Source organism: Nonomuraea sp. NPDC003707 (assembly GCF_053587055.1).
On record NZ_JBSFNK010000009.1, the window covers coordinates 335417 to 356156 of the forward strand.

Annotated in this window: 23 protein-coding genes; 17 read left to right on the forward strand and 6 right to left on the reverse strand. The window is 70.8% G+C overall.

What is annotated here, in order from left to right:
- Window positions 1–77 precede the first annotated feature (77 nt).
- The 5 genes from ACWDRB_RS25585 to ACWDRB_RS25605 are packed head-to-tail and all read left to right on the forward strand — an operon-like array spanning window position 78 to window position 4798.
- Complete coding sequence (locus tag ACWDRB_RS25585; protein WP_449897453.1) at window positions 78–1613, forward strand: IucA/IucC family C-terminal-domain containing protein; 1536 nt, start codon at window positions 78–80, stop codon at window positions 1611–1613.
- A gap of 54 nt (window positions 1614–1667) precedes the next feature.
- Entirely contained in the window at window positions 1668–2183 is a 516-nt protein-coding gene (locus ACWDRB_RS25590; protein ID WP_449897456.1) for a SigE family RNA polymerase sigma factor, read from the forward strand.
- On the forward strand, window positions 2180–3403 hold the full coding sequence (locus ACWDRB_RS25595) for a hypothetical protein (protein ID WP_449897458.1): 1224 nt from the start codon (window positions 2180–2182) through the stop codon (window positions 3401–3403). The genes ACWDRB_RS25590 and ACWDRB_RS25595 overlap by 4 nt, the downstream gene beginning before the upstream one ends.
- 37 nt (window positions 3404–3440) lie before the next feature.
- A complete protein-coding gene (locus ACWDRB_RS25600; RefSeq protein WP_350723612.1) occupies window positions 3441–4019 on the forward strand; it encodes a TetR/AcrR family transcriptional regulator in 579 nt (192 codons plus the stop codon).
- A gap of 20 nt (window positions 4020–4039) precedes the next feature.
- Entirely contained in the window at window positions 4040–4798 is a 759-nt protein-coding gene (locus ACWDRB_RS25605) for an SDR family NAD(P)-dependent oxidoreductase (protein WP_394497730.1), read from the forward strand.
- Window positions 4799–4802: 4 nt separating this feature from the next.
- Here ACWDRB_RS25605 and ACWDRB_RS25610 read toward each other — a convergent pair whose 3' ends face one another.
- Together ACWDRB_RS25610 and ACWDRB_RS25615 are read right to left on the reverse strand one after the other, a co-directional pair.
- Complete coding sequence (locus ACWDRB_RS25610; RefSeq protein ID WP_449897462.1) at window positions 4803–5006, reverse strand: hypothetical protein; 204 nt, start codon at window positions 5004–5006, stop codon at window positions 4803–4805.
- Window positions 5003–5446: an ATP-binding protein gene (locus ACWDRB_RS25615; protein ID WP_449897465.1), complete on the reverse strand. Its 444-nt coding sequence runs from the start codon at window positions 5444–5446 to the stop codon at window positions 5003–5005. The genes ACWDRB_RS25610 and ACWDRB_RS25615 overlap by 4 nt, the downstream gene beginning before the upstream one ends.
- Before the next feature lie 176 nt (window positions 5447–5622).
- On the opposite strand from ACWDRB_RS25615, the gene ACWDRB_RS25620 reads away from it, so the two are divergent.
- From ACWDRB_RS25620 to ACWDRB_RS25630, 3 genes are all read left to right on the forward strand, one after another.
- A complete protein-coding gene (locus tag ACWDRB_RS25620; RefSeq protein WP_449897468.1) occupies window positions 5623–6417 on the forward strand; it encodes a helix-turn-helix domain-containing protein in 795 nt (264 codons plus the stop codon).
- Window positions 6404–6628: a DUF397 domain-containing protein gene (locus ACWDRB_RS25625; RefSeq protein WP_449897470.1), complete on the forward strand. Its 225-nt coding sequence runs from the start codon at window positions 6404–6406 to the stop codon at window positions 6626–6628. The genes ACWDRB_RS25620 and ACWDRB_RS25625 overlap by 14 nt, the downstream gene beginning before the upstream one ends.
- A 152-nt stretch (window positions 6629–6780) precedes the next feature.
- Window positions 6781–7146: a DUF2809 domain-containing protein gene (locus tag ACWDRB_RS25630; RefSeq protein WP_449897472.1), complete on the forward strand. Its 366-nt coding sequence runs from the start codon at window positions 6781–6783 to the stop codon at window positions 7144–7146.
- Window positions 7147–7246: 100 nt separating this feature from the next.
- On the opposite strand, the gene ACWDRB_RS25635 is transcribed toward ACWDRB_RS25630, so the two are convergent.
- A complete protein-coding gene (locus tag ACWDRB_RS25635; protein ID WP_355193707.1) occupies window positions 7247–8761 on the reverse strand; it encodes a golvesin C-terminal-like domain-containing protein in 1515 nt (504 codons plus the stop codon).
- Between the two features lie 322 nt (window positions 8762–9083).
- On the opposite strand from ACWDRB_RS25635, the gene ACWDRB_RS25640 reads away from it, so the two are divergent.
- Complete coding sequence (locus tag ACWDRB_RS25640; RefSeq protein WP_449897477.1) at window positions 9084–11027, forward strand: family 10 glycosylhydrolase; 1944 nt, start codon at window positions 9084–9086, stop codon at window positions 11025–11027.
- A gap of 65 nt (window positions 11028–11092) precedes the next feature.
- Entirely contained in the window at window positions 11093–12175 is a 1083-nt protein-coding gene (locus ACWDRB_RS25645) for a sensor histidine kinase (RefSeq protein ID WP_449897479.1), read from the forward strand.
- A gap of 8 nt (window positions 12176–12183) precedes the next feature.
- Here the strand turns inward: ACWDRB_RS25645 and ACWDRB_RS25650 are convergent, their stop codons facing one another.
- Together ACWDRB_RS25650 and ACWDRB_RS25655 are read right to left on the reverse strand one after the other, a co-directional pair.
- Window positions 12184–12561, reverse strand: a complete 378-nt coding sequence (locus ACWDRB_RS25650) for a YbaB/EbfC family nucleoid-associated protein (protein WP_449897481.1) — start codon at window positions 12559–12561, stop codon at window positions 12184–12186.
- A 14-nt stretch (window positions 12562–12575) separates the two neighbouring features.
- On the reverse strand, window positions 12576–13010 hold the full coding sequence (locus tag ACWDRB_RS25655; protein ID WP_355193715.1) for a YbaB/EbfC family nucleoid-associated protein: 435 nt from the start codon (window positions 13008–13010) through the stop codon (window positions 12576–12578).
- A gap of 89 nt (window positions 13011–13099) precedes the next feature.
- Between ACWDRB_RS25655 and ACWDRB_RS25660 the strand changes: the two genes are divergently transcribed.
- From ACWDRB_RS25660 to ACWDRB_RS25675, 4 genes are all read left to right on the forward strand, one after another.
- Window positions 13100–13420: a hypothetical protein gene (locus ACWDRB_RS25660; protein ID WP_449897484.1), complete on the forward strand. Its 321-nt coding sequence runs from the start codon at window positions 13100–13102 to the stop codon at window positions 13418–13420.
- A complete protein-coding gene (locus tag ACWDRB_RS25665; protein ID WP_449897485.1) occupies window positions 13417–14334 on the forward strand; it encodes a hypothetical protein in 918 nt (305 codons plus the stop codon). Before ACWDRB_RS25660 ends, ACWDRB_RS25665 begins: the two co-directional genes overlap by 4 nt.
- Before the next feature lie 6 nt (window positions 14335–14340).
- Window positions 14341–15009, forward strand: a complete 669-nt coding sequence (locus ACWDRB_RS25670; protein WP_350723582.1) for a hypothetical protein — start codon at window positions 14341–14343, stop codon at window positions 15007–15009.
- A 114-nt stretch (window positions 15010–15123) separates the two neighbouring features.
- Window positions 15124–16263: a monooxygenase gene (locus ACWDRB_RS25675; RefSeq protein ID WP_449897487.1), complete on the forward strand. Its 1140-nt coding sequence runs from the start codon at window positions 15124–15126 to the stop codon at window positions 16261–16263.
- A gap of 35 nt (window positions 16264–16298) precedes the next feature.
- Here ACWDRB_RS25675 and ACWDRB_RS25680 read toward each other — a convergent pair whose 3' ends face one another.
- The gene (locus ACWDRB_RS25680; protein WP_449897489.1) at window positions 16299–17273 is read right to left on the reverse strand and encodes a hypothetical protein; all 975 of its coding nucleotides are present in this window, start codon (window positions 17271–17273) and stop codon (window positions 16299–16301) included.
- An 89-nt stretch (window positions 17274–17362) separates the two neighbouring features.
- Between ACWDRB_RS25680 and ACWDRB_RS25685 the strand changes: the two genes are divergently transcribed.
- Genes ACWDRB_RS25685 through ACWDRB_RS25695 form a run of 3 tightly spaced genes read left to right on the forward strand, consistent with a single transcriptional unit; the run spans window position 17363 to window position 20737 of the window.
- Window positions 17363–18865, forward strand: a complete 1503-nt coding sequence (locus ACWDRB_RS25685) for a sugar ABC transporter ATP-binding protein (RefSeq protein WP_449897491.1) — start codon at window positions 17363–17365, stop codon at window positions 18863–18865.
- The gene (locus tag ACWDRB_RS25690) at window positions 18855–19820 is read left to right on the forward strand and encodes an ABC transporter permease (RefSeq protein ID WP_449897493.1); all 966 of its coding nucleotides are present in this window, start codon (window positions 18855–18857) and stop codon (window positions 19818–19820) included. The genes ACWDRB_RS25685 and ACWDRB_RS25690 overlap by 11 nt, the downstream gene beginning before the upstream one ends.
- Window positions 19821–19831: 11 nt before the next feature.
- Window positions 19832–20737, forward strand: coding sequence for a substrate-binding domain-containing protein (locus ACWDRB_RS25695; protein ID WP_449897496.1), 906 nt, complete (start codon window positions 19832–19834; stop codon window positions 20735–20737).
- Window positions 20738–20740: the final 3 nt, after the last annotated feature.

A 20740-nucleotide genomic window follows, 5' to 3' on the forward strand; every position in this document is an offset into this window, starting at 1 on the left:
CCCACCATTTCCAGGAAACACGCCCAGTAGCTACCCTGTTGGCACCAATAGGGACAAAGGGTAGGGATAAGGTCGCCATGGCACCTACCGACGGCCTTCTTCCTCTCCCGCGAGAGGCACAGACAGACGCCGCGAACCTCGCGACGACGGCACTGCTCAACTGCCTGATCCGCGAAGTGGCCCGGCCCGCGCGCGCCGGCGCTTTCCTGCTGCCCGCGACCGGCCGGCTCCTGCGCGTCGCCGGCGGGCGGTTCCCGGACCGGGCCGAGCAGCGGACGTCCGACGGCTGGCGCCTCCTCTCCCTGGACGACCTGGTCGCGCTGACGGCCGCCGAACTGCGTGCGGGGACCGGGGTCGACAACGACACGCTGCCCGCCGAGATCACGCACAGCCGGGACGTCATGGCCGCCCTGCTGGCCGCCAGGCGGGCCGGGACGCCGCCCGCGGACCTCTACCTGCGTTCCGAACAGGCCCTCGTCGCGGGCCATCGCTACCACCCCGCGCCCAAGGCCCGCGGCGGGTCCGGTCCGGGGGCCTGGCTCCCGTACGCGCCGGAGGCGTACGCGAGCTTCGCGCTGCCGCTGTTCGGCGTGCCGGCCGAGCGGCTGGTGGAGGTGGGGGAGGCGGGCGCGCTCGACCGGCTGGGGCCGCATCCCGGCGACGGCCTGGCCCTGCTGCCCGCTCATCCCTGGCAGGTGGAGCTGCTGGGCGGCCCGCCGCTGCGCCACGTGGGCGTCACCGGGGCCCTCGCCTCACCGACCTCGTCGATCCGTACGGTGTACCTGCCCGAGCTGGACCTGTTCTGCAAGTTCAGCCTGGACGTGCGGATCACGAACGACATCCGGCGGCTGTGGCTGCGCGACCTGAGCAGGCTGGCCGTGGTGGCCGAGGTCGTCGGGCAGGCGTTCGACGACCTGCCCGACCACGTGGCCCGGCCCGCCGTGCTGCGCGACCGCGGCTACCGCAGCGCCGAGCTGGACCGGGACGGCGGGGAGGCGCTGGCGGTGATCGTCCGCGACGGCCTGCGCGAACACGTGCGCCCGGGGCTGACGGTGCTGCTCGCGGCGGGGATCAGCGAGGGCTTCCCCGGCAACCCGCTCGACGGGCTGGGCGAGGAACCGGCGCTCGTGTGGTGGGAGCGGTACCTGGATCACGTGGTCCCCCCGCTCCTGCACGCCTATTTCCGTCATGGGGTCGTGCTGGAGTGCCATCTGCAGAACGTGCTGATCGCGGTGGACGAGCACGGGCTTCCCGCGCAGGCCGTCTTCCGAGACCACGAGGGGGTCAAGCTCGTCGCGGAGCGGCACCCGTCGCTGAAGGGCGTCGGGGGTGCGCAGGCGTGGGAGCGGCTGGTGTACTGCCTGGTGACCAACAACCTCTGCGAGATCGCGGGAGCCCTGGCCGCGCGCCATCCGGGGTTGCGGGGGGAGCTGTGGGCACGGGCCAGGACGGTGTTCACGGGGTGCGGCAAGGATCACGGGGATCCGGACGAGCTGCGCGATCTGCTGGGCGCCACGCACATCCCGGCCAAGGCCAACCTGCTGCTGCGCTGGCTGAACGCCGGGGGCGGCGACATGCGGGCCGTCCCCGTACCCAACCCCCTGGCCCCGTGACGCATAGCGGGGCGGCCGGGGGGCGTCTGAGGGGGTGATGACTATCCCCTGGAGGTGATCGTGGACGTCGCGGACGAGCAACGTTTCCGCGAGTTCGTCTCTGCGCGCTCCCCCGCACTCATGCGACTCGGGTTCCTGCTCACCGGTGGTGACCAGCACGCGGCCGAGGACCTGGTGCAGACCGCGCTGGCGAAGCTGGCGAGCCGGTGGCGGCGGGTGGACGCGCCTGAGGCGTACGCCAAGCAGATCATGTACCGCCAGCAGATCAGCTGGTGGCGGGCGAGCAGGCGGCGCGGCGAGGTGGTGCAGGCGGAGCCGCCCGAGCTGGCGGACCGGGACCTCAACCACCAGAGCGAGCTGCGCATGGTGTTGCGGTCGGCGCTGGCGCGGCTCACGGCGCGGCAGCGCACCGTGCTGGTGCTGCGGTATTTCGAGGACCTGCCCGAGCAGGACGTGGCGCGGGCGCTGGGCTGTTCTGTCGGAACGGTCAGGAGCACGGCGCACAGGTCGCTGGCCCGCCTGCGCGAGATCGCCCCCGAACTGGCCAGGGAACTGGAGGCGGCCAAATGACGCGACTGCTCAGGGACACGCTGCAGGAGTGGGCCGACGAGACGAGGGTGCCACACGATCTGGCCGACCGGGCGCTGCGGAGGCGCGCCTGGAAGCCCGTCGGCATGGTGGTGCTGGCCGTGGGGCTGGTGGCGGCGATCGCGGTGTCCGCCGTGGGCCTGCGCGGCGCTGGGCCGGCCGTACGCGACCCGCAGGCCACCATGCGCGCGGCCACCGGCGTCACGCTGCCCCCGCGCCCATCACCCGCGCCGACCGACGTGCGGACCGACACGGAGCACAGCCCGCCGGTCAAGCTGATCGCCGCGGGACGCATGGCAGTGTCCGCGTACTACACCATCCGCCGGGAGCAGGTCTCGGACAACGAGCAGCGGGTCGTGCGCACGTGGTCGCTGTACGACCCGCGCACCGACGGCTACGAGAAGACCTCGTGGGCCTGGGTGGACGTGGCCCCCGGGCTGCAGGTGGCCGCCGTGCTGGAAGGGGAGCTGATCAGCAAGCGGCTGGGCATCCTCGACCTGAACACCCGGCAGATCCTCAAGTGGATCGACCTGGAACACCCGGTCGGGTCGGTCGCGTGGTCCCCTGACGGCACCAAGGTCCTGGCCACGGCGTACTCCAGCTACCCGGACACCCTGCAGGGGAAGGGCGACCAGGCGGGCCCCGTTCCCGGGAGCAGCCCACGTACGGGCTACTACATCGTCGACGCCGAGGCGGGCACGGCCGACTACCACGAGCTGCCGCCGATGGCCGACGCGATGTTCAACGACGACAAGCCGTTCAACGTGAACGGCCGCCAGGACCTCGGCTGGAGCCTGGACGGCACGATGCTCTGGGCGCCCACCTCCACCTCTCCGGACCGGGTCTTCTACACCCTCGACGGCGAAAAGGCGGAGTGGCCCAAGGGGGACCGGTACGTGGACTACTCGCACGTCTCGGCGAGCTCCCCGAACGGCCGCCTGGTCCTGGGCCCCGACGGCCTGCCGACCAAGATCACGGATGCGGGGACGGGCCAGGTCGTCGGGCAGCAGCGGGTGCTGCAGCTGCACGCCTGGGCCGACGACGACAACGTCATCGCCATGGGGTGCGCAGGGTCGTGCGAGAGCGAGTTCAACAACGGGCTGGTCCTGGTGAGCGTGGACGGTCAGCGGACGACGCAGCTCGGCGCGAACCGCCGATCCGACCAGGACGGCTCCTGGCGATGGGTGCTCACTCCTAGATAATTGGATCGATCGTTCTTGAATGTGCTAGCTTGGCCCCGTGGCAAGGAGCAAGGAGTTCGATCCCGAGGTGGCGTTGCAGAAGGCTCTGGAGCTGTTCTGGGAGCGCGGATACGAGGCGACGTCGATGGCGGACCTCGTGGAGCACCTCGGGATCGCCCGGGCGAGCATCTACGGCACCTTCGGCGGCAAGCGCGAGCTCTACCTGAAGGCGCTGGAGCGCTACCTGGAGCAGCACAACGTGGTCGAGCGGCTGTCCCAGCCGGGGCCCGCGCTGCCCGCCGTCCGGGCCTTCCTCGACTCGTACGTCGCGGAGTGCCTGGCCGACGAGCTGCGGCGGGGCTGCATGGTGGTGAACACGGCGGTGGAGTTCGCCACGCGCGACGCCGCCGTGTCCCGCAAGGTGACGGAGAGCTGGGCGGGGCTGGAGACCGTGCTCGCCGCCACCCTGGTCCGGGCGCGGGCCCAGGGCGAGATCCCGGCGGGGAAGGACCCGTACGCGCTGGCCAGGTTCCTGCTCGTGCTGCTGCAGGGCATCAGGGTGCTCGGCAGGGCCGACCCCGATCCGCGCCGCCTGCGCGACGCGGTCGACCAGGCCATGGTCGCCGTCCAAATTTGAGAACGATTGGTATGGAATAGATGAATCGCTTTGAGGGCAAGGTCGCCCTGGTCACCGGCGCGAGCGGCGTCCTGGGACGGGCAGCGGCGCTGGCGTACGCGGGTGAGGGCGCTTCCGTGCTGGTCGCGGGGCGCGACACGGCCAGGCTGGCCGAGGTCGTGAAGCTGATCGAGGAGCGGGGCGGGCGGGCGAGCGCGTTCGCCGTGGACGTCACGCGGTCGGCCGAGGTCGCCGCCATGGTCGAGGCCGCGGTCTCCCGGTACGGGGGCCTCGACGTCGCGCTCAACGCGGCCGGCGTCTTCGGCATGCTCGCGCCGCTGGCCGACTACGACGAGGACGTCTGGGACACCGCGCTCGCGGTGAACCTCAAGGGCGTGTTCCTGTCGATGAAGCACGAGATCGCCCACATGCGCGCCCACGGCGGTGGCGTCATCGTCAACGTGGCCTCCAACCTGGGCGCGCACTGGCGGCTGCCCGGAGCCGCCGCGTACGCCGCCTCGAAGGCGGGGGTGAGCTTTCTGACCCGCACCGCCGCCCGCGACCACATCGCGGACGGCGTACGGATCAACGCCGTCAGCCCCGGCCCGATCGACTCGCCCATGGCGACGCGGCCCGGCGAGACCCGGGAGGAGCGGGACGAGCGCATGAGGGGCGCGCTGCCGATCGGCCGGGTCGCCACGCCGGAGGAGGTCGCGGCGGCGGCGCTGTGGCTGTCGTCGCCGGAGTCGAGCTTCGTCGTGGGCCAGGACCACGTGATCGACGGCGGCGCCACCGCCTGACCGGTCATCCTGCTCGATCACGGGCGTTCGAGTTGGCCCTGCGGCGCGTCTCCTCCTCCAGATGCTCGAACAACTCCGGCAGGGTCGCGCCGCACCGTACGTTGGACAGCGCGCTGTGCTCGGACACCAGCACGGTGCGGATGGCGATGTAGCCGCCTCCGGCGCCTTCGATGATCTCCCAGCCGGGAATCCTCCTGATCGCCGTCACGGCACGCCCGCTACGACGTCGGCCCACACGACGCGGTGGCCGTCCTCGGTGACGTGCGTGCCGCATCTGGCGCTCAGCCGGGTCACGATGCCGAGGCCGCGACCCGACTCCTCCATGGGGCCCAACTGGCGAGGGACGAAGCGCGGCTCCGGTTCCGGAGCGCCCGGGTCGATCACCTCAAGGCGGACGAAGCCGTCGCCGAAGCCCAGCCGGACCTTGACCCAGTCGCGCCGCCTGCCGCCCGGGACGTGCTGGATGACGTTGGCCACCAGTTCGGAGACGATCTGGAGCGCGTCGGAGCGGACCGTCGGATGGCTGTCGGTGAGCCAAAGCCCGGTCGCCTGCCGCGCCTGCCACGACGTCTTGTCGTTGCGGCGCAGCGTCGTGTCGCGCCATAGGACGACATCGGCGAGCTCTGCTGATGTGGTTCTTGCCCGCACAAAATCACCGCCTTTGTTCTGTTACGCCGATATTTGGCTCGGACAACAGGCTGACCAGGTGTCTGGAAAGCACTTCCCAGGGTGCCGCCGCCGGGCTAACTTGTAATCGGCTCGTCACAGTCCGTTTTCAGACAGACGTGCTGGCACTTGTCCGGGTCCTGCGAAAGGGCGATGACATGACGACAGAGGTTTACGGCGAGGTACTGAAAAAGGCGCGTAACTCGGCAGGTCTTTCTCAAACGGCCCTGGGAGACCTGCTCTCATGCAGCGAGAGCCTGGTCGGGCTGATCGAGCGCGGTAAGCGGAGGCCGAGCAAGAAGTTCACCCTGGCGGCCGAGGCGATTCTGGGGCTGAACGGGGAGCTCTTCGGGCTCCTGCCGAACACCACCGCCATGTCCACTCCGAAGTGGTTCAGCGAGTGGCCGAAGGTGGAGGAAAGGGCACACACCATCCGAACCTGGCAACCGCTCGTGGTCCCAGGGCTCCTCCAGACGGCTCGCTACGCGCGGGCCATGCTTTCTGTCGCACCAAGGGCCACCGAGCAGTGGGTCGAAGAAGCCGTCGAGACGCGGCTTCGGCGACAGTCGGTGTTCGAGCGCGAGGATCCACCCATGTACTGGGCCCTGCTCGACGAATGCGTGCTCCTTCGGCCGGTTGGCGGAAAGGACGTGATGCGCGAGCAGTTGGAGCATTTGCTGAAAATGGCCGAGCGGCCCAACATCTCGTTCCAGATCGTGCCCCTGGAAGTGGGCGCCACGGCAGGTGTGCTCGGAGGCTTCGCCCTCGCCCAGGGGTGCGACATGCAGGACCACGTCTACCTCGAAGACGCCGTGCAGGGTGCCGTATCCGCTCGCGAGGAGATGGTAAGGGGCGTTAACGTCATATACGACGCAATCCACAAATGGGCACATCCCATGCACGTGAGCCAGCGACTAGTACGTGAGGTGGCAGCGAAGTATGAAGATCAGTGACGAGTTGCGCGCCGAGTTGGATGCCGCGCAGTGGACGAAGTCCACGCTCTCCGGCCCGAACGGAGGGGACTGCCTCTACGCGGCCAAGCTGAGCGGCGACCGGTACGCGATCAGGGATTCCGAGCAGCCCGATGTCCCGCCGATGATCGTACGCGGAGGCGTCTTCCGCGCCTTCGTAGGCGGCGCGAAGCTCGGCGAATTCGACCTCTGACCCGTCCCTTGCGGATGAAGCAGAGAGGCGAGGAGAGTGCTGGCACTCCACCGTGCGGTCGCTGACCTGACGCAATCAGCATGCCGCCATAGGGGACGAACTCTATGATCAGGTCGTCCTGATCGTTGAGATTCGGAGAAGATGTCAATCTCATGCGCCGCACCATGCTCCTTCTGGGTGGCGCCGCCCTCGCCGTCGGCGCGTTCGTCCTCTTCTACCGGGGCCCGGGACAACCGTTCATCCGCGGTTACGTGAGCGACGTCGCCGCCACCATGCTGGTCTACGCGTTCTTGGGGCTGCTGTGGCGCACCACCGCCGCACGCCGCACCCTGGCCACGGCCGCGATCGCCGCCGCCGTCGAGTTCTACCAAATAGTCGGCATGACCCCGCCGGGGATCGGCGGTGTCCTGGTCGGTGCGTTCCCCGACCCATGGGACCTGGTCGCCTATGCCATCGGTGTGGTCGCGGCCCTGGCCTGGGAACGCCGATCGGTCCGATCCGATGATCAGACTGGCTGACTCTCGGACACCACCCCACCGGCACGGCATGTCCCCTGAGACGTGAAGGTACGGCCCGCGCCCTCGCTGCGGAGGGGACGCGGGCCGTACGAGGTGATTCTCAGACCCGGCTGATGCGGACGGCGTCGGCGATGACGTAGCCCGTGCCCGAGGTCCAGCGGCTCACGCCGACGGCGTTGTACGTGCCGGCGTTGAGCGAGAAGGTGCCCAGGCTCTTCCAGGCCCCTCCGCCGGAGCGTTGGTCGACGTAGACGGTCTGGTTGCCGCCCGACGCCGCCACAATGAACGGCGCCGAGCTGTTGTATCCGGGATCGTCCGGATACCAGACCTCGACCCGGTACGTGCCCGCGCTCGGGATGGTCGCCGAGTACCACGCCGGGTCGCTGGCGGCGACGGGGTCGGCGTAGCGGTAGTCGGCGCCGTAGCGCTGGCTGGAGTAGGTGGAGGTGCCCCAGTTCGCGCTGGCGGTGAACTGGCCGGAGGTGGTGTTGTCGATGGTCGTGGACCACGACGGGGTGCCGCCACCGGTCACGTAGTTCATGTACGTGGTCCAGTTCCAGTACGAGCCCGGGTCGGTGTGGGTCGCACCCGGGACCTCGTTGTGCCCGATGATGTGGCTGCGGTCCTTCGGGATGCCGTACTTGTCGCAGATGGCCTTGGTCAGGGCCGCGGAAGCCCGGTACATCGCGTCGGTGAACCACGAGGCGTCGGCGACGTAGCCCTCGTGCTCGATGCCGATGGACCTGGTGTTGTAGGTCCAGTTGCCGGCGTGCCAGGCGATGTCCTTGTCGCGCACCATCTGGGTGATGGCGCCGTTGGAGGACTTGACCACGTAGTGGGCGGAGACCTGCGCGGCGGAGTTCTGGAACCAGGAGATGGTGCCGGCGTACGAGCCCTGGGTGACGTGGATGACCACCCGGTCGATGGCGTAGGCCGACGGGCGGCTGGAGGCGGTGTAGTTGCTGGAGCTGGCGGCCACCCACGCGGCCGGCGGGTAGTCGGGGCTGGCCACTTCGGCCTGCGCGTTCAGCTGGCGGGCCTTGGCGAGCTCGCCCCGGTCGGCGGTGACCTCCTGCGGCTTGACCTGGACGCCGCGGATGTCGATGCCGAGGCCGAGCTGCTCGTACACGGCGTCGGCGTAGAGGCGGGCCAGCTCGGGCGAGGAGGCGTTGCCGTACTTGGCCACGGCCTGGTACCAGCGCCCGGCGTCCTTCCTGGCCGTCTCGTCGAGGCCCAGCCCGTCGGCGAGGGAACGCAGCACGGTCGCGCCGCCGAGGATGTTCGCCTCGTCGTCGGCCTTCAGCTTGTCGGCCGGGAGCTTGGTCAGCTCGGCGGCCTTCTCGAGCGAGTGGTTGGTCGGATTGCTGACCAGGTGCATCACGCCGTATCCGCCGCTGGCGCTGGGCTCGCCCTTGTGGCCGTCGAGGTGGGTCTCGGCGTAGGCGAGCGCGACGAGCAGGTCGCGGGGGACGTCCTGCGCGGCGGCCGCCTTGGCGAACGCCGCTTGGAGCGGGCTGTCCTTGGCCACCGCCAGGGCGGGCTGGCCTGCGGCGATGAGGAGGACGGCGAGAGTCGAGGTGGCGAGGGCTGCTAATCGCGTGCGGACGAGAGTCATGGGGGTGCTCCTCGTTGGTGGTAAGCGGCGCACCGTGGGCGCGCGGAACCTGCTACCTCCGGGTGGACCGCTAGACGCGCCCACCGTATGGCACGTCTTGACATATGTCGATAATTGACATTACTCACGTGTTAGGTGAAACTTTTCGCCCCTTTGACGGCGGTCGTCCGGTGTCGAGGCCGCCCGGGGGAAGAGGTTCGAGTGCCGCTTCAAAGAGAGCGGGCGCGCCTGACGTGGTGCGTGTTCTGCGCCCCGAGATTGGGCCCCACCGAAGCGGTGAAGACTATTGCACTTTCTTCTGAACGCGCTGAAACTTCTCTTCGTGATCGCGTTGCGCACCGCTCTGGCGGCCTTCGCCGTACTCGTCCACCTTGTGACCTCCACTTTCTCCGCCGCCGCGGCCGCCTGCACGCCTGACCCCGCCACCCCGAAACGCCAGCTCAGGGCCATGTGGATCTCCACGGTCGCGAACATCGACTGGCCCAGCGACACGGGGCTGAGCGCGGCGAAGCAGCAGGCCGAGTTCCGCGCGTGGCTGGACATGGCCGTGCAGAAGCGGATGAACGCCGTGGTCGTGCAGATCAGGCCCACGGCCGACGCGTTCTGGCCGTCACCGTTCGAGCCGTGGTCGGAGTGGCTGAGCGGCACCCAGGGCGGGAACCCCGGGTACGACCCGCTGGCCTTCATGGTCAACGAGGCGCACGCGCGCAACCTGGAGTTCCACGCCTGGTTCAACCCGTACCGGATCGCCAACCACGCCGATCCGAACAAGCTCGTGTCCACGCACCCGGCACGGCAGCACCCCGAGTGGCGCTTCGCGTACGGCGGGAAGCTCTACTACAACCCGGGCATCCCGGCGGTACGCGCCTTCATCGAGGACGCGATCATGGACGCCGTCTCCAAGTACGACGTGGACGGCGTGCACCTCGACGACTACTTCTACCCCTATCCGGTGGACGGCCAGACCATCCCCGACGCGGGCACGTTCGCCCAGCACGGTGGCGGGTTCGGCAACGTCGCCGACTGGCGGCGCAACAACGTCAACCTGCTCGTGCAGGAGCTGGGCCAGCGCATCCACACCGCGAAGCCGCACGTGTCGTTCGGGATCAGCCCGTTCGGCATCTGGCGCAACTCCGCGACCGACCCGCTGGGCTCGCGCACGTCCGGGCTGCAGTCGTACGACGCGATCTACGCCGACAGCCGGAAATGGGTCAAGCAGGGCTGGGTGGACTACATCTCGCCCCAGATCTACTGGCACATCGGTTTCTCCGCCGCCGCCTACGAGGTGCTCACGGCCTGGTGGTCCGACCAGGTGCGGGGCACCGGCGTGCAGCTCGTCGTCGGCCAGGCCGCCTACCGCGCCGGGGCCTCCGGGCAGGACGCCGCCTGGCAGGATCCGGCGGAGCTGAGCGACCACCTGACCGACAACCGCCGGCATCCCGAGGTGTCCGGGGACATCTTCTTCAGCGCGAAGGACGTCAAGGCGGACCGGATCGGTTCGATCACCCGGGTGGTGAACGCCCACTACTCCAAGCCCGCGCTGCTGCCCGCCCGCGGCTCGGCGGCGGCGCCGCCCGCGCCCGCGATCACCTCGGCCACCCAGGGCTCGACCGGCGTCCAGCTCGCGTGGACGGGCTCGGGCACGTACTACGCGGTGTACCGGGTGAACGGGTTGCAGTCCACCGCGGACCCGTGCTCCTTCGCCGACGCCCGCAACCTGCTCACGACGACCCGGAAGACGTCCTTCACGGACTCGTCCGCCGCCTCCGGGGCGTTCACGTACTACGTGACCGCCCTCAACCGCACCCACCAGGAGAGCGCGCCGAGCACGGGCAAGCCTGTGGGGCAGTCCGGCGACGGGTTCAGCGTCGTGATCGACAACTCGGACGCGGGCTTCACCGCCAGCTCGAACTGGGGCACGTCCGCCTTCTCCGGACAGCTGCACGGCGCCGACTACCGCTTCGCCAACCCGGTCTCGGCCAGCGATCCCGCCTGGTACCAGACGACCATCCCCAGCGCCGGGACCTACCGGGTGGAGGTGTGGTACCCGGCCGACTCCGGCTACAACAGCGCGACGCCGTACATCGTCGCCACCTCCGGCGGGAACCAGACGGTCACCGTGGACCAGCGCAGCGGCGGCGGGCAGTGGCGGGTGCTGGGCACGTACACGCTGGCGGCGGGCACGTACAACGTGGTCGGGGTGAGCCGGTGGACCTCGGCGACGGGCTACGTCATCGCCGACGCCGTCCGCATCACCAAGACCTGACCCAGTCGGTTGGAGGGCCCGGTTGGAGTCTGGGCAGGGCCGGTGCGTGATCGTACGATGAGCCGGTGGACGGTGTCCGTCCGCGGCCGATCGACGCGGTCGCGGTCCTGGCCGCGGGAGGCTTGACGCTGGCGACCGGCTACACCGGCCCGGTCCTCGTGGTCCTGCTCGCGGCGGCGGTGCCGGTGCTCTGGACGCGCAGGGCGCCGCTCACCGTCGCCTGGGTCAGCGCGGGGACGGCGATCGCCCTGCCCGTGCTGTCGGTGGTCTGGCACGTGCCGCTGCCGGACGCGGCGCCGCTCTGGCCGCCCACGTGCGCCTTCGCCGCGTACGGCGCGATGGCGTTCGCGGCCGAGCGGTATCGCGGCATCCAGCGCTGGCTGCCGGTGATCATCCTGGGCCTGGCCGTGCTGTCGCTGCCCGACCGCCTCCCGCTGATCCTGCGCACCGAGGCGGCGCTGGCCCTGGCCACCCTGTACGGCATGTACGTGGCCGTCAGGGAGCGCCTGCGCCGCGAGCTGGCGGAGCGGGCCCAGCGGGTCGAGCGCGAACGGCTGGCGGGCGAGATGCACGACGTCGTGACCCACCGGGTCAGCCGGATGGTGCTGCAGGCCGGGGTGCTGGCCATGGCGGCGCGCGACGAGCGCGGGAGGGCGGCGGCGGAGGAGATCCGGGCGACCGGATTCGAGGCGCTGGACGAGCTGCGTCACATGGTGGCGCTGCTGCGGCGCGGCACCGGGGAGGGCTTCGACCTGGGGCTCCCGCTGCCCGACCTGCGGCCGCTGGTCACCGAGTCGGCCTGCGCGGGCGTCCCCGCGGAGCTGGTGGTGGACGGCACGCCGGTGCCGGTCTCGGGCGTGGTGGGGCGCACCGCGTACCTGATGGTCGAGGAGGCCCTCACCAACGTCCGCAAGCACGCGCCCGGGGCGGAGGCGCGGGTGCGGGTGCGCTATCGCCCGGGATCGGTACGGATCGCCGTACGCAACACCCCCGGCCAGCCGGACGCCTGGGTCGGCGGCGCCGGGGCCGGGATGGGGCTGCTGGACCTGCGGCGGCAGGTGGAGCTGGTGGGCGGCACTCTGGAGACCGGGGAGGACCGGGAGGGCGGCTTCCGGGTCGAGGCGACGTTCCCCACGCCGCCCCCGTGAACGGGAGATCAGTCCCAGTCGTTCAGCAGGCGCTCGAAATGGGCGTTCGCTTCCACGGGGTCGTAGCCGGGCAGCGCCTCGCGCATGAAGTCATGGGTCTGGCGCTGGGCGTCCGCGCATGCCTCGCCCACCGCGGCGAGCGTCTGCTCGGCCAGCTCGTGGCTGCTCAGACGGGTCGCGCGCGGGCCGTACCGGACGTCCAGGACGCGCCCGTTGACGTCAACGGTCGCCTTGACCTGGCCGGCGGCCGCCTCGCCGGTGCCGACGATCTTTTCGAGGTCCTCCTGGGCCGTCTCGAGCCAGGCCAGCATCTGCTCACTCTGGCGGCCGGCCTCGTCCAGGTCCTGTTCCCTGATGTTGGCCGGGTCGTAGGGATGGCCGAACACACTTGCCTCCGAGCCTAGAGAAGATCGCGGGCCGCCTGCTCGACCCGCTGGCGTACGAATGTCTCGTCGAGAGGTTCGGGCAGGTGCGCGGCGCCCATGGCCTCGTCCGCGATCTCCTGCGCCTTGCGGGCCGCGTCCTCCTGGGCCGCCTGGAGCACGGCGGTCACCTCGCGTCCGAGCGTCGCCTCATCGAGCCGCAGAGCGCGCGGGTCGATGCGCAGGCGGGTCAGCCCGCCCTGGCCGTCGGCGGCCGCCTCCAGCAGCCCGTCCTTGCTCCTGGCCAGGCCTTCCACCTGCCGGATCGCGGCCTGCGCCGCGCGCAGGTCGCGGATGACCCGCCGCCCCTGGGCGGCGTACTCCTCCAGGTATTCGGCGTCGTGGTCGGGCGAGGGGAAGGACATGGCGACCTCCGGGTGGTCAGGAGAGCACAGGCGGCCAAGTCTAGACATACACCGACAAGATCATTAATGAGCGATGTAAGTCTCATTAACGGGAAGCGTTACGCGCGCGGCGATATGCCCCTATATGGTCATTTGGCATGACGGGACTTGAGATAGCTCTGGGAGCGGTGGGGCAGGATGCCTCCCGGATCAGGACCCACGGGGAGGACTACGGCGGCGCTCTCGCGCCGATGCACGGACGCGGGGATGGCGTGTCGTCCTGGGGGGACGACGGCCTCTTTGCCGTGTTCACCAGCACGTACGCCGAATCCCGCGCGGTGTCCATGGCCGCGCTCTCCGGGCTCTCCCAGGAGATGGGCGCGACCGGCGAGGGCCTGCAGGCCGTGGTGAAGAACACGGGTGACACCGAGACCGCCAACGTCGAGGCCATCCAGAACCTGGGACGCGCGTGGGTGTGACACTTCCCCCGGAGGCCGCCGGGGTCATGCAGATGCTCGGGCCCTACCCGACCTTCGACGAGGACGACGCCAGGCGGGAAGGCGGCGCGGTGCGCCTGGCGCACGCGAACACGGTCCCCGCCGCGGCGGGGGCCGACTCGTCGGTACGCGCCACGCAGCAGGTCTACCGAGGCGAGTCCGCCGCCGCCATGCAGGCCCACTGGGAGCGCACGGGCACGCAGAACGGCCACGTCGCCCAGGCCAACGCCGCGCTGAAGCTGGCTCCCGCGGTGCTCGAAGGCGCCGCGGGGGTGGTGTCGGCGGTGAAGGTGGCGGCGGGCACTCAGGCGGTCTACACCTCGGTCGAGCTGGCCAGGCTGCTGGCGTTCGGCGGAGCGGTGGGAGTGACCGCCGCCACCGCGCGCGTGCTCATGCGCCGCAAGATCGTCGGGAAGGTCCTGCGCGAGGGTAGCGAGGGCACCGGCAAGGTCATCGCCCCCATCGTGCGCCGCCGTATCACCGGTCCCATGCGCCGCATCCTCGACGACCTGCGCCGCCCGGGCGGCCGCGGCGGAAGCCCGGCCCTGGCGGGCGCGGGCGGCCGGACCGTCCCGCTACGGCCGGGGCCGTCGGGCCCCCGTTCCCTCAAGGACGGCATGGCCCAGATGGCCGGGAAGAAGGGCGGCAGGGGCGGGGGCGGCGGCCGCGGCGGTTGGAGAGACCAAGGAATCAAATTCCATGGAAAAGTCCCCAAAAGCACAGAAAACATGACGAAAGAGGAGGCGGAGGCGCTCAAGGCGCAGCTGGAAAAGAGCGTCCAAGAACGGGAGCTGCAGCTGAAGTGGTACAAAGACAACGATCGTGGGCACGTGCACAGGGTTGATGAGGAAAAGGGAGCAATCAACATGCTCAAGCGCTTCCTGGGGGGAAGTTAACCGCCGATGCAGACGCAAGCAGGCGACGACCTGATCCATCGCATCCGCGCGCATTCGCACGACGGCGACGTCGTCGGCCCGGCGGCCAACGACCTGCTGAGCGAGTTGTACGACGGATACCCCGTCGGGAACCTCGCCGAGCTCCTGCACAGCGGCGACGACGTGGCCGTGCGGACGGCGACCTGGCTGCTGTCGGAGCTGGGAGAGCTCGCCGCCCCGATGATGGACGAGGTCCCCGCTCTGCTCGCCCACCCGTTCGCCCAGGTGCGGTTCTACGCGGTCGAAGTCGTCCTGGTCAACGGCGACGCCCTGCACGGATCCACCATCGCGCGCGTCATGAGCCTGAGCACGGACTACGACACCGGTGTCCGCTGGCAGGTTCTCGGCTTCCTGGCTTCGGCCACGACGGACCAGCTGGCGGCCGGGGCGGCGAACCTGGAGCCCGGTCCGGTCAAGGACCTGGCCGAATGGCTGGTCCGCCTGGACGCCGAGGCGCCCGACCCGCGTGAGGTCCTCGCCCGGCTCGAAGGGCCCGACCCGACGGCCCGGCTGTTCGCCGCGGCGGCCGCAGGGCGCCTGTCCGACGAGGACACGGGCCTCCTGGAGCACGCGGTTAATGCGGAGGACGAGGAGATCCGGGCTTTCGCCGAGAGATGGCTGAGCGGGTCGGACTGACCCGGTCTCGTCCCAGGGGGCGACCCGGGTCTGATGCCGGAGTCCTACCAAGGAACGAACGAGAACGTCCCGTGGAAGGATGTCCGGAGCCGCTTCCCGGGCGAGTGTTGATGTATGAATCGACTCGCCCGGACGGCCGCCCTGCTCTTCGCGGTCGTTCTGCTCGCCTCGTGCGGCGCCCGGAGCACCACCACGCCGGCCGGTCACACCGGTCATACCGGACATGCCGCCAAGGCCACGGTTGCGGCGGCCCCGCTGCGGGCCGGTGAACGGTTCGTCAACCTGACGATGGCGGAGCCGTACACGCCGAACCCGCCCAACGGCGGCACGGACGACTACCGCTGCTTCCTCATCGACCCCAAGCTGGCGAGCAAGGTGTTCCTGACCGGCGCCCAGTTCCAGCCCCAGAACCTCGACCTCGTCCACCACGCGATCTTCTTCAGGATCGACCCCGAGCACGCCGCCAAGGCTCGCGAGATCGACCGGCGCACCCCCGGCCAGGGCTGGACGTGCTTCGGCGACGACGGCGTCGGCGACTCCTCATGGGTGGCGCACTGGGCGCCCGGCACCAGCGAGACGCTGCTCGACCCCAAGTACGGCTACGAGCTGCCGCCGGGCAGCCGGCTCGTCATGCAGGTCCACTACAACCTGCTGGGCGTGGAGGGCAAGCCGGGCACCGACCGCTCGGGCATCCGCCTCCGCGTGACCGACCAGACCCTGCGGCCCCTGGAGACCGCCCTGTTCCAGGCCCCGGTGGAGCTTCCCTGCACGCCGAAGGAGTCGGGACCGCTCTGCGACCGGGCCGCCGCGGTCAAGGACGTCGGCGCCAGGTTCGGCGAGGAGCTGACGCAGCAGGTGGCGATCCTCACCAAGTACTGCGGGCCGAGCAAGCCGGGGCCGACCCAGCACTGTGACATGCCCGTCGAGGGCACCGCCACGGTCCACGCCATGGCGGGCCACATGCACCTGCTCGGCCGCGCCATCAAGGTCGAGCTCAACCCCGGCACGCCGAAGGCGCAGACGCTCCTGGACGTGCCCGAGTACAACTTCGACGACCAGTCGCTGCGGGTCCTGCCCAAGCCCGTCACGGTCAACAAGGGCGACGTCGTACGGGTGACGTGCACGCACGACGCGGGCCTGCGCGCCCAGTTGCCCCAGCTGCAGAAGCTGCCGCCCCGGTACGTGGTGTGGGGCGACGGGACCAGCGACGAGATGTGCCTGGGCATCGCGATCGTGACCCCCGGAGCGGCCTGACCCCCGAGCTGCCCGATCCCCCGAGCCGCCTGACCTCAGGCGGCGACGGGCCCCTCGCTCTCCCACCGGGTGAGCACCGCCCGGTGCCCGGTCTGCAGCCCGGTGCCCGGGTCGATCGCGAAGTCGCCGAACAGGGTCGCCGTCTCCAGGCCGGCGGCGGCCGACCACAGCTCCGCCCGCCCGGTCCCACCCGCCCGGGCGGCGCAGTACGTCGCGATGATCGCGGCGGCGACCCCCTGGACCGCGATGTAGTTCGGCGGCACCCCGGACCGCTTCTCGTAGGCCGCGACGAACTCCTGCTCGGAGACCCCGAAGGCCGCCTCGCCCGCGCCGCCGGGGAACCACTGGCCGACGCCGTAGATCCCGCGCGGATCGCCCACGGCCGCGCCGAACTCCCGCACCCCGGCGGCCACGGCGCAGATGGTGCGCGCGCGCCCGGCCCGCCTGACCACTTCCACGTCCTCGTCGAAGGCCCCGGCGCAGAAGAGATTCCAGGAGTCGTCCACCGGGCCCCCGAAGACCACCGGGATGCCCACCGCGTGCGCGGCCCGCGCGGCACCCTCCGCGACCTGCAGGGCGAAGCGCCCCTTGCCGCTCACGATCCGCAGCGGGCTGTGGTCACCGCTCTCCGCGAGCCGGCGGACGAAAGGCTCGGCGTACCGGCCGGCCGGCGTCTGGACGGAGACGACATGCCCGGGGTTGGCCGCCTGCACGTCGTCGCCCGAACCGCCGTGGTTCCAGATCAGCATGTCGAGCGCCACGCCGATGCGCCCCGCCCGCCGCATGAGCTGAGTGGAGTACGGCCCCAGCAGGAGGTCGCACTGGCCCGCCAGCCGGGGGAGCACGACGTCCAGGGAGCCCGGCTCGCTGTGGTCGTCCTCGACGATCAGCTCCACGGCCGGGTCGAGGGACTGCCAGACTTCGAGGCCGAGCCGGACCTGCCCGCCGAAACGGGCGTGCTTCCCGGACAGGGAGACGGGCACCCCGATGCGGAGCCGCGAGGACGTCATCCCATTTTCACTCCCCACTCAGCAAGGCAATAACCCTGACCTGGGCATTCAGTGGTTCACCGGCCTCGTGAGCGGATAGGGACCACCACGTGAGCGAGGAGATTCTCAAGGCCGAGGGGCTGCGCAAGACCTTCCCCGGCGTGGTCGCCCTCGACGGCGTGGACCTGAGCCTGCGCACCGGCGAGGTGCACGTCCTGCTGGGCGAGAACGGCGCGGGCAAGAGCACGCTGATCAAGATCCTCTCCGGCGCCTACCACCCCGACGAGGGCCGCATCCTGGTGGACGGCCACCCGGTGCACCTCCGCACCGCGGGGGACGCGCAGCGGCTGGGGATCTCCACCATCTACCAGGAGTTCAACCTCGTCCCCCAGCTCACGGTCGCGGAGAACCTCGCGCTCGGCCGCCCGCCGCGCAGGTTCGGGTTCGTGGCCACCGGGCGCATGGAGCAGCAGGCCAAGGGGCTGCTGGACCGGGTCGGCGTCGACGTGCACCCGCGTACGCCGGTCGCCGGGCTGGGCATCGCGCGCATGCAGATGGTCGAGATCGCCAAGGCGCTGGCCCTGGACGCCCGGGTGCTGATCATGGACGAGCCCACGGCCGTGCTCACCACCGGCGAGGTCGCGCGGCTGTTCGCGATCGTGCGGCAGCTGCGCGAGGAGGGTGTGGCGGTCGTGTTCATCACCCATCACCTGGAGGAGATCGCCGAGATCGGCGACCGGGTGACCGTGCTGCGCGACGGCAGGTCCGTGGCCAGGGTCCCGGCGGACACCCGCAGGGACGAGCTGGTCGCCCTCATGGTCGGGCGGCCCGTCGACCAGCAGTACCCGCGGCGACCGGCCAGGCGGGGCAAGCCGCTGCTCGAGGTGTCCGGGCTGACCCGCAGGGGAGCGTTCGGCGACGTGTCGTTCGAGGTGCGGGCCGGTGAGGTGGTCGGGATGGCCGGGCTCGTGGGCGCGGGCCGCACGGAGGTGGTGCGGGCGGTGTTCGGGGCCGACCGCTACGACGCGGGCGAGGTCACCGTACGGGGGACGCGGCTGCCGCCCGGCGACGTGCACGCCGCCATGGAGGCCGGGCTCGGCCTCGTCCCCGAGGACCGCAAGGGTCAGGGCCTGGTGCCGCAGGCGGGCGTCGCCGAGAACCTGGGCCTGGTCACCATGCGCGCCGCCACCACGGCCGGTTTCGTGGACCGTTCCTGGATGCGCTCGGCCGCCGCGAAGGCGGCCGAACGGCTCGGCATCCGGATGGCCGGGCTGGACCAGGAGGTGCGCACGCTCTCCGGCGGCAACCAGCAGAAGGTCGTCATCGGCAAGTGGCTGATGGCGGACGCCCGCGTGCTCATCCTCGACGAGCCGACGCGCGGCATCGACGTCGGCGCCAAGGTCGAGATCTACGAGGTCGTCAACGAGCTCACGGCCGAGGGGGACGCCGTGCTGATGGTCTCCAGCGATCTGCCGGAGGTCCTCGGGATGAGCGATCGGATCCTGGTCATGGCACGGGGTCGGCTCGTCGGCGAGCTGCGCGCGGCCGGGGCCACGCAGGACGACGTGATGGCCCTGGCCGTCGCGGAGGTGGAGGGTTCCCGTGCCGAGTGACGCGCTCCTGGGCCGCCGGTCACCGGCGGCCGCCTGGTTCGCCGAGAACGGCGCGCTGGCGGCGCTCGTGGTGCTGGTCGTGGCGCTGTCGCTGCTGTCGCCCGACTTCCTCAGCGTGACGAACCTGCTCAACGTCGGCGTCCAGGCCGCCGTCACCGCGATCCTGGCGTTCGGGCAGACGTTCGTGATCGTGACGAGCGGCATCGACCTGTCCGTGGGCTCGGTCGCGGCGCTCTCCGCGATCGTCCTGGCCTGGACCGCCACCGTCGCCGGCCTGCCGTGGCCACTGGCCACCCTGGTGTCCCTCCTGGTCGGGGTGGTGTGCGGGCTGGTCAACGCGGTCCTGATCGCGTACGGCAGGCTGCCGCCGTTCATCGCCACGCTGGCCATGCTCGGGGTCGCCCGCGGCCTGGCCCTGGTCATCTCGGCGGGCAGCCCGATCCCGATGCCGGACGCCGTCTCGCACCTGGGCGACACGGCCGGCGGAGTCCTGCCGGTCCCCGTGATCGTGATGGTGGTCATGGGGGTGTTCGCCGCCGTGATTCTCAACCGCACGTACGCGGGCCGCGCCATGTACGCCATCGGCGGCAACGAGGAGGCCGCCCGCCTGTCGGGCATCAGGGTCGGCCGCCAGAAGCTGATCACCTACGCGCTGTCCGGCGGCTTCGCGGCGGTGGCCGGGATCGTGCTGGCCAGCCGCCTGGCCTCGGCGCAGCCGCAGGCGGCGGCCGGGTACGAGCTCGACGCCATCGCGGCCGTCGTGATCGGCGGCGCCAGCCTGTCCGGGGGGAAGGGCAGGGCGCTCGGCACGTTCGTCGGCGCGCTCATCCTGGCCGTCCTGCGCAACGGCCTGAACCTGCTGTCGGTCTCGGCGTTCTGGCAGCAGGTCGTGATCGGTGTGGTCATCGCCCTGGCGGTGCTCGTCGACACCCTGCGGCGCAGGGGAACCACTTAGGGGGAGAGATCATGCGGATGCTCATAGCGGGTGCCGCACTGGCCGGCCTGGCAGCGTGCGGCGGCGGGGGAGCCACGGGCGACGTCAAGATCGGCCTGTCGGTGTCGACGCTGAACAACCCGTACTTCGTGCAGTTCCGGGACGGCGCGCAGGCCGAGGCGAAGAAGCTGGGCGCCAGGCTGACCGTCACCGACGCCCAGAACGATCCGTCGCAGCAGGTGAACCAGGTCCAGAACTTCACCAGCCAGAACATGAAGGCGATCATCATCAACCCGGTCGACTCCGACGCGGCCGCCCCCGCGGTCAAGGCCGCCGACCGGGCCGCCGTCCCGGTGATCGCCGCCGACCGCGGAGTCAACGGCGCCGAGGTGGCCCAGACCGTGGCCTCCGACAACGTGGCCGGCGGGCGGCTCGCCGCCCAGGAGCTGGCCAGGCTGCTCGGCGAGAAGGGGAACGTGGCCGTGCTCCAGGGCGTGCCGGGCACCTCCGCCTCCCGTGACCGCGGCAGGGGGTTCGCCGAGGGCATCGCCGCGTACCCGAACATCAAGGTCGTGGCCCAGCAGCCGGCGTACTTCGACCGGGCCAAGGGCCTGGACGTCATGACGAACCTGATCCAGTCGCACCCCGACCTCGCCGGCGTGTTCGCCGAGAACGACGAGATGGCCCTGGGCGCGATCAAGGCCCTGGGGACCCGGGCCGGGCAGCGGGTCAAGGTGGTCGGGTTCGACGGCACGCCCGACGCGATCAAGGCGGTCCGGGCCGGCACGCTCTCCGTCACCGTCGCCCAGCAGCCCAGGCTGCTGGGGCAGCAGGCGGTGGACGCCGCGGTGAGGGCCGCCAAGGGGGAGAGCATCCCCAAGGCGGTGGCCGTGCCCGTGAAACCGGCGACCAAGGAGAACGCGGACCAGTTCGGCTGAGGC